The 14,055-nt window shown below is 63.3% G+C and carries 13 protein-coding genes and 2 pseudogenes; 7 read left to right on the forward strand and 8 right to left on the reverse strand.

What is annotated here, in order from left to right; genetic code table 11:
• Window positions 1–144 precede the first annotated feature (144 nt).
• The 3 genes from RS897_RS28590 to RS897_RS28600 form a co-directional block, all read right to left on the reverse strand.
• Window positions 145–996 (reverse strand): NmrA family NAD(P)-binding protein, encoded by an 852-nt coding sequence (locus tag RS897_RS28590; protein WP_315832059.1) that lies wholly within the window; start codon window positions 994–996, stop codon window positions 145–147.
• 67 nt (window positions 997–1,063) lie between these two features.
• Window positions 1,064–1,894 (reverse strand): aldo/keto reductase, encoded by an 831-nt coding sequence (locus RS897_RS28595; RefSeq protein ID WP_315832060.1) that lies wholly within the window; start codon window positions 1,892–1,894, stop codon window positions 1,064–1,066.
• Window positions 1,895–1,931: 37 nt separating this feature from the next.
• Window positions 1,932–2,633, reverse strand: a complete 702-nt coding sequence (locus RS897_RS28600) for an SDR family NAD(P)-dependent oxidoreductase (protein WP_315832061.1) — start codon at window positions 2,631–2,633, stop codon at window positions 1,932–1,934.
• 152 nt (window positions 2,634–2,785) lie between these two features.
• Between RS897_RS28600 and RS897_RS28605 the strand changes: the two are divergent.
• Together RS897_RS28605 and RS897_RS28610 are read left to right on the forward strand one after the other, a co-directional pair.
• Window positions 2,786–3,684 (forward strand): annotated as a pseudogene (locus RS897_RS28605) (LysR family transcriptional regulator).
• An 83-nt stretch (window positions 3,685–3,767) separates the two neighbouring features.
• Window positions 3,768–4,334: a chlorite dismutase family protein gene (locus RS897_RS28610; protein ID WP_407654319.1), complete on the forward strand. Its 567-nt coding sequence runs from the start codon at window positions 3,768–3,770 to the stop codon at window positions 4,332–4,334.
• Window positions 4,335–4,365: 31 nt separating this feature from the next.
• Here RS897_RS28610 and RS897_RS28615 read toward each other — a convergent pair whose 3' ends face one another.
• Window positions 4,366–4,725, reverse strand: a complete 360-nt coding sequence (locus RS897_RS28615; RefSeq protein ID WP_315832062.1) for a hypothetical protein — start codon at window positions 4,723–4,725, stop codon at window positions 4,366–4,368.
• 372 nt (window positions 4,726–5,097) lie between these two features.
• Here RS897_RS28615 and RS897_RS28620 point away from each other — a divergent pair, with 372 nt between their 5' ends.
• The 4 genes and pseudogenes from RS897_RS28620 to RS897_RS28635 form a co-directional block, all read left to right on the forward strand.
• Complete coding sequence (locus RS897_RS28620; RefSeq protein WP_315832063.1) at window positions 5,098–6,288, forward strand: ABC transporter substrate-binding protein; 1,191 nt, start codon at window positions 5,098–5,100, stop codon at window positions 6,286–6,288.
• Window positions 6,289–6,328: 40 nt separating this feature from the next.
• Window positions 6,329–7,186, forward strand: a complete 858-nt coding sequence (locus tag RS897_RS28625) for a branched-chain amino acid ABC transporter permease (protein ID WP_315832064.1) — start codon at window positions 6,329–6,331, stop codon at window positions 7,184–7,186.
• A complete protein-coding gene (locus tag RS897_RS28630) occupies window positions 7,186–8,997 on the forward strand; it encodes a branched-chain amino acid ABC transporter ATP-binding protein/permease (RefSeq protein WP_315832065.1) in 1,812 nt (603 codons plus the stop codon). Before RS897_RS28625 ends, RS897_RS28630 begins: the two co-directional genes overlap by 1 nt.
• A gap of 76 nt (window positions 8,998–9,073) precedes the next feature.
• A pseudogene (locus RS897_RS28635) lies at window positions 9,074–9,712 on the forward strand (ABC transporter ATP-binding protein); the annotation flags it as partial.
• Between the two features lie 9 nt (window positions 9,713–9,721).
• On the opposite strand, the gene RS897_RS28640 reads toward RS897_RS28635, so the two are convergent.
• Genes RS897_RS28640 through RS897_RS28655 form a run of 4 tightly spaced genes read right to left on the reverse strand, consistent with a single transcriptional unit; the run spans window position 9,722 to window position 13,354 of the window.
• Complete coding sequence (locus tag RS897_RS28640; RefSeq protein ID WP_315832067.1) at window positions 9,722–10,501, reverse strand: GntR family transcriptional regulator; 780 nt, start codon at window positions 10,499–10,501, stop codon at window positions 9,722–9,724.
• The gene (locus RS897_RS28645; protein WP_315832068.1) at window positions 10,495–11,460 is read right to left on the reverse strand and encodes a Gfo/Idh/MocA family protein; all 966 of its coding nucleotides are present in this window, start codon (window positions 11,458–11,460) and stop codon (window positions 10,495–10,497) included. The genes RS897_RS28640 and RS897_RS28645 overlap by 7 nt, the downstream gene beginning before the upstream one ends.
• Window positions 11,457–12,464, reverse strand: a complete 1,008-nt coding sequence (locus RS897_RS28650; RefSeq protein WP_315838770.1) for an NAD(P)-dependent oxidoreductase — start codon at window positions 12,462–12,464, stop codon at window positions 11,457–11,459. Before RS897_RS28650 ends, RS897_RS28645 begins: the two co-directional genes overlap by 4 nt.
• Window positions 12,389–13,354 carry a Bug family tripartite tricarboxylate transporter substrate binding protein gene (locus RS897_RS28655; protein WP_315832069.1) on the reverse strand — a complete coding sequence of 322 codons (966 nt, stop codon included), beginning with the start codon at window positions 13,352–13,354 and terminating at the stop codon, window positions 12,389–12,391. The genes RS897_RS28650 and RS897_RS28655 overlap by 76 nt, the downstream gene beginning before the upstream one ends.
• Before the next feature lie 172 nt (window positions 13,355–13,526).
• Here RS897_RS28655 and RS897_RS28660 point away from each other — a divergent pair, with 172 nt between their 5' ends.
• A complete protein-coding gene (locus RS897_RS28660) occupies window positions 13,527–13,931 on the forward strand; it encodes a carboxymuconolactone decarboxylase family protein (protein WP_315832070.1) in 405 nt (134 codons plus the stop codon).
• Window positions 13,932–14,055: the final 124 nt, after the last annotated feature.

Raw genomic sequence — 14,055 nt, forward strand, 5'->3', positions numbered from 1 at the left:
ATATTCCGTCATCCTGAGGTGGCCATGCGCAGCATGGCGCTCGAAGGGCGACGGCCCGAGCAGTGATTCTGTGGCCGTTCATCCTTCGAGGCGCGCAAGAGCGCGCACCTCAGGATGACGGATTACATTGATCGAACCTCAACTCTAGATCAACTGACGCAGCACCGTTTCGAAGTCGGTCTCGCCTTTGCGCGTCTCGCTCGGGGTCTCGAATTCGATCCAGCCTGCGTTGAAGCCGTCGAGCATGCGCATCCGCGGTGTCGGGTGTGTCATGCCCTGTGCTCTGAACAGTCCCTCCCAGCTGTCGCGCGCCACCGTCTCGATCCGGATCGGCTTTTCCAGCACCTTTGTAAAACTTGCCGCGATCTCGTTGGGGGTGATGCGACGTGGCCCTTCGAGTTCAACCACCTTGCGTCCGGTCCAGTCCTCCTGAAGCATCTCGGCGGCCACCCCGCCCACGTCAGTGGTCGCAACCATCGGCACCGGCTTATCGAGCGGCTGCAGGAAACTCTGCAGCACGCCGTTGTCGCGCGCCGGCGCGACATCCCACTTCGAATTTTCCATGAACCACCCCGCACGCAGGAAGGCGACTGGCATCGGCACGGTGCCGAGTGTCCGCTCCATCAGGCCGAGCCTGTTGAGCAGATTGGGTTGCGTGGCCTGGGCGCCAATGGTGGACAGGCACACCACTTTGCGGGGCTGCGCCGCGGTGAGGGCGGCGTGGACAGCGGCGTCGATCTTGACGGAGTCGGGGAAGCCCGGTTCGGGATCGAAGTTGGACGGCATCAGGATGAAGACGGCCTCCATGCCATTGAATGCCGCCGTCATGGCTGCGACATCGGTGAGTTCGGCGATGGCGATGTCGCAGCCGCGCGCGGCCCATGGCGCGCCTTTGGCGTTGTCGCGCACCACGGCGCGGACCATCAATTTGGCTGCCAGCAGGGCGCGCGCGACCGCGCCCCCGACCTGGCCGGTGGTTCCAGTAACGGCAAACATGTGAAGACGTCCTCGTGGGGTTGGAAGATGACGCGGCTGATGTCGCCGCGTCGGGGTTAGATCGCGATCATGCGGTGGCCTTGTCCCAGGCCGGCGCGAAGCCCGGATTAACGAAGCGCTGGTTTTTCGGCAACGCGGCGATCACGCGCCGGTCGTCGTCGTCCAGCCTGAGTTTTAGGGCATCGAGATTGCTTTGCTGGCTTGCCGGACGTCCCGCCTTGGGAATGGCGGCAACGCCATCCTGATCGAGCAGCCATTTCAGCGCGACCTGTGCCGGACTTGCGTCGTGTTTTTTGGCGATCGCAGTCAGTTGCGGATGCTCGGCGAGCCGGCCCTGCGCCAGCGGCGCATAGGCGACGATCGGGATCGCTTTGCCGGCCAGATAAGTGTGGATCGGCGTCTGCTCCAGCAGCACATGATATTCGATCTGGTTGCAGGCGATCGGCGCCCCGATGGTCTCGATGCTTTCACGCAGCAACGGCAGGGTGAAATTGCAGACGCCGATGGCGCGCGTGCAGCCCTCTTCCTTGAGCTTCACCAGGCTGTCGAACACCGCGCCGAGATTCATCGTGGGCGAGGGCCAGTGCACCAGATAGAGGTCGACGCGATCGAGCCGCAACTTGTCGAGGCTTACATCGCAGGCGCGGCGGATCGCGTCCGGCGCCAGCTGATCGTGCCAGACCTTTGTCGTGACATGCAGGTCGGCCCGGGCGATCCCGGATGCCGCGATGGCGGCGCCGACAGCCTCTTCGTTGCCGTACATCGTGGCGGTGTCGATGTGGCGATATCCCAGCGACAGTGCGCTTTCGACCGCTGTGCGACAGGCGTCGCCCTGCAGGCGGAAGGTCCCGAGGCCGAGGCGTGGCAGACTGATGCCCTGCGTGGTCAGATTGTCCATGATGGTGTCCTTGTTTTTGGGCAAGCGGCTGTGACGTTCACCAGCGAACCGTGCGCCCAAGGTAATCGAGATAACGAAGGCCGGCCTTGCCGGAGTAGCTGGAAATGGTGTCCACCACGCGCGGAATGCTGTCTTCAATACCCAGCGCGGCGTTGGCACCGCCCATGTCGGTGCGCACCCAGCCCGGGGACATGATGACCAGCGCACGTGGATCGTCGGCGTGCCGGGCCGCAAAGGATCGCATCAGCGTGTTCAGGCCTGCCTTGCTGGCGCGGTAGACTTCCCAGCCGCCGTTTTCGTTGTCGGCGACGCTGCCGAGGCCCGACGACATCACACCGATGGTGCCGGAGGCCGGAACGAGGCTTTCGAACGCCTCGATCATCCGCATTGGACCGAGCGTATTGGTCACCATGACACGGACGAATTCGTTGGTACTGGTTTTGCTGATGGTTTCACCGGGGCCGTTGGCGACGCCGGCATTGACGAACAAAAGGTCGAAGCTTCGCGGCCCGAGACGTTGACGAAGTGCCGTTACCTGATCGGGGTCGACGATATCGACGGTTTCGATCTCCAGCCTGCCTTCGCTGCGCGCGGCAAGGGCGTGCAAGGGCGTCTGGTCGTGCCCGCGGACGGTGGCGACGACGCGCCAGCCGCGCTTGAGATATTCCTCGGCCAGCGCCAGGCCGAGACCGCGAGAGGCGCCGATGATAAGCGCGGTGGAAGGAGCGGAAGGAGACATGTGGGGATCCGGCAAAAGGGGGCTCGAAGCGAACGGTCGGGACGGAGAAGATTGCCCGGCCCGATCACGCAACGCAAACATGCCATCGATCGAGCTTTGACTTAAGTGCGCTTCTATCACATCATTGCTGGCTAAAAGTCAGGAATGAGGACATCGCGTTCGATGGGCGATTGCTGGCTGGCGTGAGCGTGCCGGCCGCGGTGGTGGAGGGCGGCAGCTTTGTGCAGGCCGCGGAGATGCTGGGGCTGTCTGCGTCCGGCGTCAGCCGCGCGGTGGCACGGCTGGAAGCCCGAATGGGCGTGCGGCTGCTCGACCGCACCACGCGCCCGATGCAACTGACCGATGAAGGCCGCCGGTTCTACCAACAGGTCGGGCCGATGCTGTCGGGCATCGCGGATGCCGCGGTGGTGGCGTCGGGATCGGCAAGCGCGGTGCGTGGGCGATTGCGCGTGGACATCGATCCGTTTTTCGCGCAGCTGCTGCTGGCCGGGCGCATGGGTGACTTCCTCGAACGCCATCCGGAGCTGTCGCTTGAACTGGTGACTCGCGATCACGCCGGCGATCTGATCGCCGATGGCATCGATGTCGCCATGCGGTTCGGCGAACCCGTGCAGTCGTCTGCGATCGCGCGCAAGCTGCTCGAAACCCGGGTTTTGACCGTGGCGTCGCCCGGCTATCTCAAGCGGCATGGCCGGCCGAAGCATCCGACGGATCTGACCAGGCACACCTGTGTACATTTTCGCGATCCGGCGACCGGGCGTCCCTTCGATTGGGAGTTTCACAAGGGCAAGAAGGTGCTGACCGTCAACACCGCGGGACGGCTTGTGGTCAGCGATGTCGGGACCATGCAGAGCGCCTGCGTCGCGGGGGCGGGTGTCGCGCAGGTGCTGCGTTGTGCGTTCAGGATCTGCTCGACAAGGGCTTGCTGGTCGAGCTGTTTCCGGATTGGCCGGATGAAACCTTCCCGCTCTATGCGCTGCATCCCTCGCGACATCAGCCGGCCGCGAAAGTGAGAGCTTTTATCGATTTCGCGCTGCAGGCGGTCAGCTGATTGAATGTCGGCTTAAATTTTAGGCGCTGCGCGACGAATGTCGCTGCTTGGCCCGCTATGTCCGATTCACTATAAAGGCACCCATGCCGCAGCCACTCCTTGTCACGTTCATTGCCGGGACTTCGGGAGCCTGGCGGGTCGAACGTATCGATGCCGTTGTCGGGGACAGCCTGACCATGGCCGAAGCCCTCGATGTGGTGGAAAGCCCGAACTTTCCGGAACGAGCGAACAACGCAGCCTGGCAGCTCAGCGGCGTGACCAGCAACACGCGCTACACCAGCCGGACCGAGGTCGATGCGCTGGTCGCGGTTCAGCAAGGTCTGGGCCGGCCGCAGGCGACCCGCGCGGCGCTTATTCCCATTCGCAAGTCCGACGCCTGGTGGGCGCTGGCGCAGGATGAGCGCCGTGCGATTCTGGAAGAGCAGTCCCGCCACATCGCGATCGGGCTGGACTATCTGCCAGGTATTGCGCGGCGGTTGCATCACAGCCGCGAGCTTGGCGGACCCTTCGATTTTCTCACCTGGTTCGAATATGCGCCTGAGCACAGCGACGCGTTCGAGGATCTGGTGCTGCGGTTGAGGCAGACGCCGGAATGGTGCTACGTCACACGTGAGGTCGATATACGGCTGACGCGCCATCCGCGTTCTTGAAACGACGCGTTTGCTGCTGCTGCGACGCGGCTCAGTCGTGAGGGAGGACGGCGTAGGGGGTGGTGTAGGGTTCGACACGAAGCGAGCTATTGGCGATGAGGCCGATCTTGGCGGTGGGCGCCTGCTGCAACTCGCCGTTCTTGCCGCGATGGACATTGTATTGCCAGACCGTGATGTCGCCCTTTTGCACGATCGCGTGCGCCACCGCGCCGGCATCGGTGCCGCCCAGTGCCTTGAGTTCGGTGTCGGACAATCCGATGACGATCTCGTCCTTGACGGTAATGACCTTGAACAGGCTGGTCTTGATCTCCTGAGCCACGGCACTGTGGGCGATGGCGACCATCAACGCGACCAAAGCGGCGCGCCTGACAAGAGCGTGTCGGGAAAACATTCGTTTGTCCTTTGAAATGCTGGAGCGAGAAAATCTGAATCCGTATGTTGGGTTTGTCGCGCCGGCGGCCTCATGGTTCACAATGCCGTGCCATGATCGTGCCTGGTCTTTTCGGCGGCGCAACCAGATCGCGGCCCGCAGAGCATGACGTTGCCGTCCGGCTCTCGACAACAGGCCGGTTTCGGGTCATGCTAACTTATCAGGTTGTCGTATAGGTCGGCGACGCTCCCGCGTTCCGCCCGCCGAAATAAGCCGAGGACAAAAAGCAAAAATAGCCGGGATTCAAGGCGGCTTCGGGACGACAGCGACAAATCGAAATGCTGCGTCCGGAAAGACCGGGACACCCAACAAGAAACGCCTGGGAGGGCAAGCATGTCGATCACACGTCGCAACTTTACCATTGGTACGGCAGCTGTGGGCGCGGCTGCGCTCGGGATTGCCCGGCCGGCGATTGCTCAGGTCGAACCGATCCGGATCGGCTGGCTCGCGGCATTGACGGGGGCGAGTTCGGCGCCGGCCATCGGCTTCAATCGCGGTGTGATGTTTGCCGTCTCCGAGATCAATGCGGCTGGCGGCGTCAAGGGACGCAAGATCGAACTCACAACCCGGGATACTCAGGGCGATCCGGCGAAGGCTGTCAACGCGACCCAGGAAATGATCAGCCAGGTGAAGGTCCACGCGATCTGGGGGCCGACCAATTCGGGTGAATCGCTGGCGGTGACGCCGATCATGGCGCGCACCAAGATTCCCAATGTGCATCCCTGCGTGGTGGAAAGCCTGATCGATACCACGAAATTTCCCAACGCCTTCCGGATGGCGCCGTCGAACACCCAGTGGGACGATGCGGTTCGTTTCTATGCTATCAAAGTGCTGAAGGCTAAAAAGGTGGCGGTGGTCGCCGACACCACCGGTTACGGCGTGTCTGCCGTGAAATCCTCCGTCGAGGGCTTCAAGAAGGACGGTATCGAGGTCGTCTACCAGGCGACCATCGATGCAACCCAGCCCGACATGACCCCGGATATGCTGCGGGCCAAGAATGCCGGCGCCGAGGCCATCGTGATGTGGAGCACCTCGAGCGGAATGGCTGCGCGGATGTTCAATGCACGCGCTCAAATGGGATGGGATGTTCCCTTTGTCGGACACCCGTCGCTCTCTTCCGGTGATATTGCCGGCCTGATCGAGAAGAAGTCGAACTGGGAGAAGGTTTACGCGGTCGGTTATCGCAGCTGCAGCTTCGACCAGGCCGGCAAGTTGCCGCCGCGGTCGGAAGAACTGGTCAGCCGGATGAAGGGCAAGGTCGAGCTCAACGACTCCTTGCTCTGGTGGGTGGCCGGTGGTTTCGATGCGATCACTCTGATTGCAAAAGCCGTCGAGGCCACCGGATCGTCTGATAGCGCCGAGATCATCAAATACTGGAACAGCCTGAACCCATACCCCGGCTATTTCGGCGACTACACCTTCACGCCGGAGCAGCACAACGGCTATCCGACCAAGGACATCGTGATGTCGGAGGCAAGCTCGGCCAAGGGCGGAGCATTCGCGATCGCGCCCGGTTACACCTGATCGCAATTCGGCCGCTCCACCTCGTCAGAAGGATCGCCGGATGCTCGGTTCCATTCTTGCCTCGGGTCTGGCCGTGGGCGCGGTCTACGCGCTCATCGGCGTCACCTACAACACCATGTTCTCGACCTCGCGGGTCATGAGCTTCACCGCCGGGCAACTCGGCATGCTCGGTGGTGTGTTCGGATCGCTGTTTATTATCCGGCTTGGCCTGCCCCCGATCGTGGGTTTTGCGCTGACATTGATTGCGTGCGCGCTGGTCGGTGTGATCACCGAAATCGTGGCAGTGCGTCCGGTGCTCAAAAGCCTCGAACAGCATCTCTATGTGCTGTCGACCCTGGCACTGGCGCTGATGATCCAGCAGGTCACGGCGATTGAATGGAGCACCGAGCCGCAGAGCTTTCCGCGCCTGTTTGGCCTGGGATCGGGCATCTGGGATGAAAAGTTCTGGCTGCCGGTGGTGGCTTGCGGGCTGGTCATGGTCGGCCTTGAACTGCTGTATCGGCACACGCTGGTCGGGCGCGCCTTCCTCGCCATCGCCGAGGACAATTTCGCGGCGCGGGCGCTGGGCTTGCCGGAGCGCAATTTGCGCATTGCAAGTTACGCCCTGGCGGGCGCGATCGGCGGCGTTGCCGGCTTTTCCGGTGGCCAGCTGATGCTGGCGTTTGTCGCCAATGGGGCACTGCTCAATTTCTATGGCTTTGTGCCGGTGGCGCTGGGCGGCCTTGGCAACAATCGCGGGGCGATCATCGGCGGCTTTGCGCTTGGCATTTTTCAGCAGGCGATGAACTTCACCGTTGGCGGCATCTTTGCCTCTGTCGCGGTGTTTGCCTTGTTCATTGTCATTCTGGTGGCGGTGCCCGGCGGCCTGTTCGGCTCCTACGCCTCGCGGAGAGTGTGATGAGCGATGCCCCCGGAATAGCTGCGGAACTGCCCGCCACGGATGGGGCCGCATCGCTTCGTGACCTCCTTCCACGACTGCTGCCGTTTGTCGCGATTTTTGCGGTCGCGCTGGTGGTGCCGTTCCTGACCAATGATTATTGGGTGCTGATCGCGAGCCGTGCCGCGATCTACTGGGTCCTGATCGCAGCGCTTAATCTCGTGGTCGGCTTCGCCGGACAGCTTGCGATCGGCTACATAGCGCTGCTGACGCTCGGGGCCTACACCACCAGTGTGCTTGCCGCCGGCAATGTGTTGCCTCCGATTCCGTCATTTGCCGCGCTCGGCATCGCCGGCGTTGCGGGCGCGATCTTCGGCGTGGTGGTGGGATTGCCGGCGCTGCGTCTGCGCACCTTTTATTTCGCCATCTCGACGCTCGGTTTTGCCACCATCGTGACCCAGATCGCCTTGGCCTGGCAGAGCGTGACCGGTGGCGGCATCGGCTTGTCCGGGCCGCAGTTTCCCGGTCCGTTCGAATCGACCCACGGTTTCTACTATCTCTGTCTGGCGCTGGCGGCGCTCATCACCTGGATGACCGCGAATGTTGCGCACAGTCGTGTCGGGCGGGCGCTGGTCACGATCCGGGATGCCGATGTCGCGGCCGAGGCCAGCGGCATTTCCAAGCCGCGGCTGTTGATTTCGATTTTCATGTTCAGCGGCGCGGTGGCCGCGATCGCCGGCGGGCTGTTCGCCAGCCTGCAGACCTACATCACGCCGGACGCCTTCACCTTCGATCTGTCGGTGATGTTCTTCATCGCGATCCTGATCGGCGGGCGCGGCTCCATCCTGGGGCCGCTGATCGGCACCATCGTGCTGACGCTATTGCCGGAATTCGTCGCATCGCTGGCGGCATGGTCGACGTTTCTGTATGCGGTGCTGCTGCTCGGTGTAGTGCTGGTGGCGCCGGGCGGCATCGCCGCGCTGCTGGATATGCGCAACCGCACGCCGTTGCAGAGCAACCGGGCGATCACGCCACGGGTCGCTCTGCTCGACGACATGCTCGGCACGACAACGGGGGAGTCACAGATATCGCTGGAACGCATCGAGCTGCGGTTCGCCTCAGTGCGCGCCATCGACGGTGTCGACCTCGTGATCCGCTCCGGCAGGGTGCACGGTCTGATTGGCCCCAACGGCAGCGGCAAGACCACCATCCTCAATGTCATCTCCGGTTATTACCGTCCCCAGGTCGGCCGGCTGATGCTCGGCAACACGGAGCTTGAGACGGGGGCTCCGGTATTACGCGCCGCGCGCGGCATCGCCCGTACATTCCAGACGCCGCGCATCGTCGGCGAATCCTCCGTGCTCGACAATGTCCTGATCGGGGCCACCATTCGCGGCACGGCAAGTTTCCCGGAAATTCTGTTCGCGCTGGGCCGGCATCGCCGCGACGAGAGTGCGCTGCGGTCCGCCGGCCGTCTGGCGCTGCGGGTGGTCGGACTGGAGTCGCTCGCCGATGTGCGGGCCGATCGGCTGCAGCACAGCGAATTGCGTTTTCTCGAGATCGCCCGCGCGTTGATGCTGCGTCCGCAATTCCTGCTGCTCGATGAGCCAGCCGCAGGCCTGTCGGCCGACGAGATCCGCAAGCTCGGGCAACTGATCAAGGCGATCAGCCGCTGCGGGGTCGGGGTGCTGCTGGTCGAACATCATGCCGACTTGATTTTTGACATCTGCGACGACGTCACCGTGCTCAATCTGGGCAAGGTGCTGGCGCGGGGAACGCCGTCCGAAATCCGCGTACACAAGGATGTGGTGCATGCCTATCTCGGCGGGTGAAGCCATTCTGGGCGAAGCTATTTTAGATGTCCGCAATCTGTCCGCCGGCTACGGCAAGATCGGCGTGCTCAGCGGCATCGATCTCACCATCAAAGCCGGCGAACGCGTCACGCTGCTAGGGCCGAACGGCGCCGGCAAGACCACGCTGCTGCGCGCCATCTCCGGGCTGTTGCCCTGGAAGGGCGACATCTCCTTCGACGGCAACAGTCTGCAGGGGGCGGATGCCCGGCGAACGTCGAAGGCCGGGCTGGTGCATGTCATCGAGGGCCATCGGATCTTCACCCAGCTGTCGGTGTGGGACAACCTGCTGCTGGCGGGGTACGACCTGTCGCGCCATGAGCGCGCAAGCCGTATCGACGAGGCGCTGGCGTTCTTTCCGGAGATTGCGGAAAAGCGGGCACAGCGCGGCGCCGCACTCAGCGGCGGCCAGCAGCAGATGCTGGCGGTGGCGCAGGGATTGGTCCGGCGTCCGCGGCTGTTGATGCTGGACGAGCCGTCGGCGGGATTATCGCCGGTGCTGGTGGACCGGGTGCTCGACGTCATTCGCCGGTTGGGCGCGGCGGGTACCGCCGTGCTGCTGGTCGAGCAACTGGTGGAAAAAGCGCTGGCCGCCACCGATCGGGTTTATGCCCTGGCGAAAGGTCGCATCGTGCTGGAAGCGCCGACAACGCAACCGGATCTCGCGGCCGAGCTGGAGAAAGCGTACTTCCACTGATCCGATGCTTCAGCCGCCGAGCTTCGGCCGCAGCGATCGCTGCATTTCCATGGTGTAGGTGTAGCGGCCTTCCGGATGGGTGGTGATGGTCACCTCGAACAACTCGTCGCGCACGCCATAGTAGCGCCGCACCATGGTGAGGGCCGGGGAGTCCGGCTTCACGTCCAGCGGTTCGGCGAGATCGGCCGGCATGCCGCGGGCGAACACTTCGAGCTGGGCGTGCTCGATGGTCTGTCCGAACATCTTGGCGATCTGTTCGTGCACCGGGGTGCGGCCGTGGTCGCGCCGCTCCACCACCGAGGCATATTTCCGCAGCACATAGATCTCGGTCCAGCCCAGCGGAGCGGCGAAGGCGTCGGAACGGCGAATCGCCTCGATCAGGAACCAGCGCTTGCCGAGCTCGCATTTCAGCAGCGCGGCCAGCCTGTGGTCGGCGACCACTTCGCTGGTCCGGACCACCTCGCGGTAGGTTTCGTTGGGATAACGCAGCCATTCGGCCAGCGTGCCGACACTGTGGGTGAACAATACAGGCGGTTCGCTGGCGATGACAATGGAGCCGAGGCCCGCCCGCCGCACGATCAGGCCCTGTTCGGTGATGATGCGCAGCGCTTCGCGCACGGTCTGGCGGCTGGCCGAGAAGCGGGTCATCAGCTCGGTTTCAACCGGCAGCAGATTGCCGACCGGATAGACGCCAAGGCGAATCTCCTGCTGCAACTCGGTGGCGATCTCGCGATAGCGCGGCTGGCTGCGCTCCTTGTCTTTGTCCTTGTCCTTATTGGCCATCAGCATGCAATCACGGTCCTTGTCTGGATCGAGAGCAATGTAGCCTCGAAAGCGGCAAGAGTCGCCAGCACGTCTGCTTCGGGAACCGGAAATGGACGGCCTTCCGCCAGGCAGTCCACGAAGGCGTCGAACTCGGCGCGCAGGGCATTGACCGGGGGATAGATCCGCTGTTCCGGTGCCAATCCCGATTTGCGCAGCACCAGCGTGGCCTCGTCCAGCACCTCGGCCGAGCCCTCGGTTCCGAACACATGCACCCGCCAGTAGAACGGCGTCATCCGGATGGTGGTGAGCGTGCCGCTGACGCCATTGGTGAAATTCAGCACCAGCGACACGGTGTCGAGCTGCGGGGGCTCCTGTCGCCGCGGCACCAGCTGCGCATACACGTTGCGGATGGGGCCCATCAGGCTGACAAAGCCGTCCAGCACATGAAGCCCCGCGCCGGTCAGTCCGCCACCGGGAGATTCCTCCGGCGACAGCCGCCAGCCGCCGAGCACCGCCTTGGAATTCTCGTTGCTGTTGTGGCCTTCGACATGGAGCAGGGTGCCGAGTTCTCCGCTGGCGACAATCGCGCGCAACGCCTGCATCGACGGCCAGAAACGCCGGTTGTGTCCCACCGCCAGTGTCACCCCGGCCTTGCGGCACGCCGCGAACATTTCCCGCGCATTGTCCTGGTGCAGGGCCAGCGGTTTTTCGCAAAACACCTGCTTGCCGGCGGCGGCGCAGGCCTCGACCTGGGCGCGGTGCAATGAATGTGGCGTGGCCAGGAATACCGCGTCGATCGAGGGATCGGCGAGGGCTGTGGCGAGATCGTCGACCAGGGTCAGCTCATGCTCGGCGCAGTAGGCGCGGGCACCGTCGATGGCGGGCTCAATCGCGGTCACGAAACGCAGGCGGTCGTAACCGACCGAGGCATCGACAATGGCGCGTCCCCAGCGGCCGAGGCCGGCAATGGCGGCGTTGATCAAGGCGTGCTCCCTTCAGTTTCAGAGCTGGGCTCGATTGCCGCGATCACCGCGGCGCTGTCGCATTCGCCGCCCTTCAGGGCGATGGCCTGGCGCAGCAGTGCAGCCTGGGTCGATGTCATCGGCAGTGTCAGCTGATGTTTTTGCGCTTCGTTGATGATGAGCTCGGCGTCTTTCAGGGTTTGCGCGATGCGCGACTGCGGACGGAAATCCCGCTGCAGCATTTTCTCGCCTTTGGCGTCCATCACCCGCGAATAGGCGGCCGAGGCCCGAACCGCCGAGAGGAAGGCGGCTGGATCGAGGCCGATGGTTTCGGCGAAGACGATGCCTTCGGCAAGCGCGGCGCGGTTGCTCTGCAGCACCAGGTTGATGGCGAGTTTGATCCGACTGGCGTCGCCGATCTTGCCGACGGGCACGATGCATGGGCACAGCGTCGTCAGCAATGGGGTCCATCGTTCGATCACGTCAGCCGCACCGGAGACGAGGGCGCTGGCCTCGCCGGCGCGGACATCCCGGCTGGTGCCGGAGATCGGCGCCTCAACAAACGCGATGCCGGCGCGATCTGCACGTGCCGCGATCCGGTCGATGTCATCGGGATCGCACGTCGTGGTGCAGATCACGGTCGGCCGGTGTCCCGCGCCGGCAGCGGGTTCGAGTATGTCGAACACACTTTCGACCTGGCTGCCGTCGAACACGGCGAGCACAAGCACATCGCACTGCTGTGCAAGGTCTTTCAGCGAGGCCGGATGTCCACCGTTGCGTTCCAGCGCGTCACGACGGTCGCTTTCCGGATCGAAGCCCATGACCGGCATGCCGGCGGCGATCAGGCGGTTGGCCAGCGCGCTGCCCATCAGGCCGAGGCCGACCAGAGCGATGTGGATGTTGGATTGCATCGTCTGGATCGCCTCGTTCCTGACAGCCCTTGTCCGTGTTATTTCGCCTCGATGCCCGCTTCCTTGGCGTCTCGGGTCCAGCGATCGATTTCGCTGAGCACGAAAGCGCCGAATTCCTTGGGCGGCATCGGCGCGGTGATGACGCCGAGATTGGCGAGTTTTTCGCGCGTTGAGGACATGTTCAGGAATTTCGCGCTGGTTTCGTAAAGTTTGTTGACGATCGGCTCCGGTGTGTTGGCGGGGGCGAACAGGCCATACCAGATGGTGGATTGAAAGCCCGGCATCACCTCCGCGAGCGCCGGAAGATCGGGGGTGAGTTCGTTGCGGGTCGGCGATGTCACGCCGATGCCGCGCACGGTTTTACCCTGCATTTGCGGGATCGCGATCGAGAAGTCCGCGAAGGCGATATCGATCACGCCGGCCATCACGTCGGTGACAGTCTGCGGCACGCCGCGATAGGACGCGGTCACGAGCGACAGGCCGCCGCGGCTCTGCAGTTGCGCCGCCGAGATCTGTGATGCGCCGGAGCCGTAACCGGCGGTCATGCCGGGATGAGCCTTGGCATAGGCCATGAATTCGGTGATGTTCTTGGCGGGAAAGTCCGGCTTCACCAGCATCACCATCGCGGTGGTGATGGCGCGGGTGATCGGTGCGAAATCCTTGGCCGGATCATAGGGCAGGTTCTTCAGCATCGACACGTTTCCGGCCTGGGTCGTGTTGGTGCCCATCAGCAAGGTGTAGCCGTCGGGAGCGCTGCGGGCGACTTCCTGTGCGCCGATGCTGCCGAGCGCACCCGCGCGATTTTCGATCACGACGGTCTGGCCCAGGGTGTCCTGCAGATGTTGTCCAAGCATGCGCGCCACGTTGTCCGGGCCGGCGCCGGCCGGGAAGGGCACGATCAGGCGGATCGGTTTCTTCGGATAGTCGTCGTTCGCGGCGCTCGCGCGCTCGGCGGCACCAAACGCGAGCAGGCAGGCCATCATCGCAGGCAGCAGTCGCAGCATTTCCAGTATCTCCCCCAGGAAGGCGGCTTTCGTGCCGCCGGCTTTTTCATTCATAAAAGTTTATACGGACATTTATTGGCAATCAATTGGAAATCTGCTATATCTTCGATTATTGCACTTATATATTTGACCGTACAAATTGGTCCGGTCGATCGAGCCGTGCGAGGACAGCGTGGATACAAAAGATCTCTATGAGCGCGGACTTAAACTGCGCCAGGCGATGTTCGGCGAGGCCGATGTCGACAAGCGCATGCAGGCGTCCGGTGATTTCGGCGCGCCGCTGCAAAACATCATCAATGCCTATGTCTATGGCGACGTCTGGCAGCGGGATGGCCTTCCCAATCATGTGCGCAGCCTGGTGATGCTGGGGATCACCGCGGCCAGCGACCGGCCCGCGGAATTTCGTGTTCACGCCAAGGGCGCACTCGCGAACGGATGCACGCGTGAGCAGATTCAAGACGTGCTGCAACTTGTCGCGATGTATTGTGGCGTGCCCGCCGCGATCGAGACGTATCGCATTGCAGCAGAAGTTCTCGGAGAAGTCGATCCGGCTAACGAGGCGCCGCAGGGGCGTTGACGTCCGGTTTGGCTGCAACGCAGACGTGCGCGTCGCGTCATCAATTGTTGATCAGCCGGCGCGATATCTGGCGTGAAACTTGCTAACATCTTGGCGTGTTCAGTCCGTGCGGTTCTGGTTTCCG

Origin of the sequence: Bradyrhizobium prioriisuperbiae, assembly GCF_032397745.1 — a bacterium.
Lineage (GTDB): Bacteria > Pseudomonadota > Alphaproteobacteria > Rhizobiales > Xanthobacteraceae > Bradyrhizobium_A > Bradyrhizobium_A prioriisuperbiae.

Excerpts from the sequence above, each read along its gene's own strand:
- RS897_RS28600 (WP_315832061.1), bottom strand. The coding sequence starts at position 2,633 with ATGTCTCCTTCCGCTCCTTCCACCGCGCTTATCATCGGCGCCTCTCGC.
- RS897_RS28610 (WP_407654319.1), top strand. The coding sequence starts at position 3,768 with ATGCCGCAGCCACTCCTTGTCACGTTCATTGCCGGGACTTCGGGAGCC.
- RS897_RS28625 (WP_315832064.1), top strand. The coding sequence starts at position 6,329 with ATGCTCGGTTCCATTCTTGCCTCGGGTCTGGCCGTGGGCGCGGTCTAC.
- RS897_RS28620 (WP_315832063.1), top strand. The coding sequence starts at position 5,098 with ATGTCGATCACACGTCGCAACTTTACCATTGGTACGGCAGCTGTGGGC.
- RS897_RS28655 (WP_315832069.1), bottom strand. The coding sequence starts at position 13,354 with ATGCTGCGACTGCTGCCTGCGATGATGGCCTGCCTGCTCGCGTTTGGT.
- RS897_RS28630 (WP_315832065.1), top strand. The coding sequence starts at position 7,186 with ATGAGCGATGCCCCCGGAATAGCTGCGGAACTGCCCGCCACGGATGGG.
- RS897_RS28595 (WP_315832060.1), bottom strand. The coding sequence starts at position 1,894 with ATGGACAATCTGACCACGCAGGGCATCAGTCTGCCACGCCTCGGCCTC.
- RS897_RS28590 (WP_315832059.1), bottom strand. The coding sequence starts at position 996 with ATGTTTGCCGTTACTGGAACCACCGGCCAGGTCGGGGGCGCGGTCGCG.
- RS897_RS28615 (WP_315832062.1), bottom strand. The coding sequence starts at position 4,725 with ATGTTTTCCCGACACGCTCTTGTCAGGCGCGCCGCTTTGGTCGCGTTG.
- RS897_RS28640 (WP_315832067.1), bottom strand. The coding sequence starts at position 10,501 with ATGCTGATGGCCAATAAGGACAAGGACAAAGACAAGGAGCGCAGCCAG.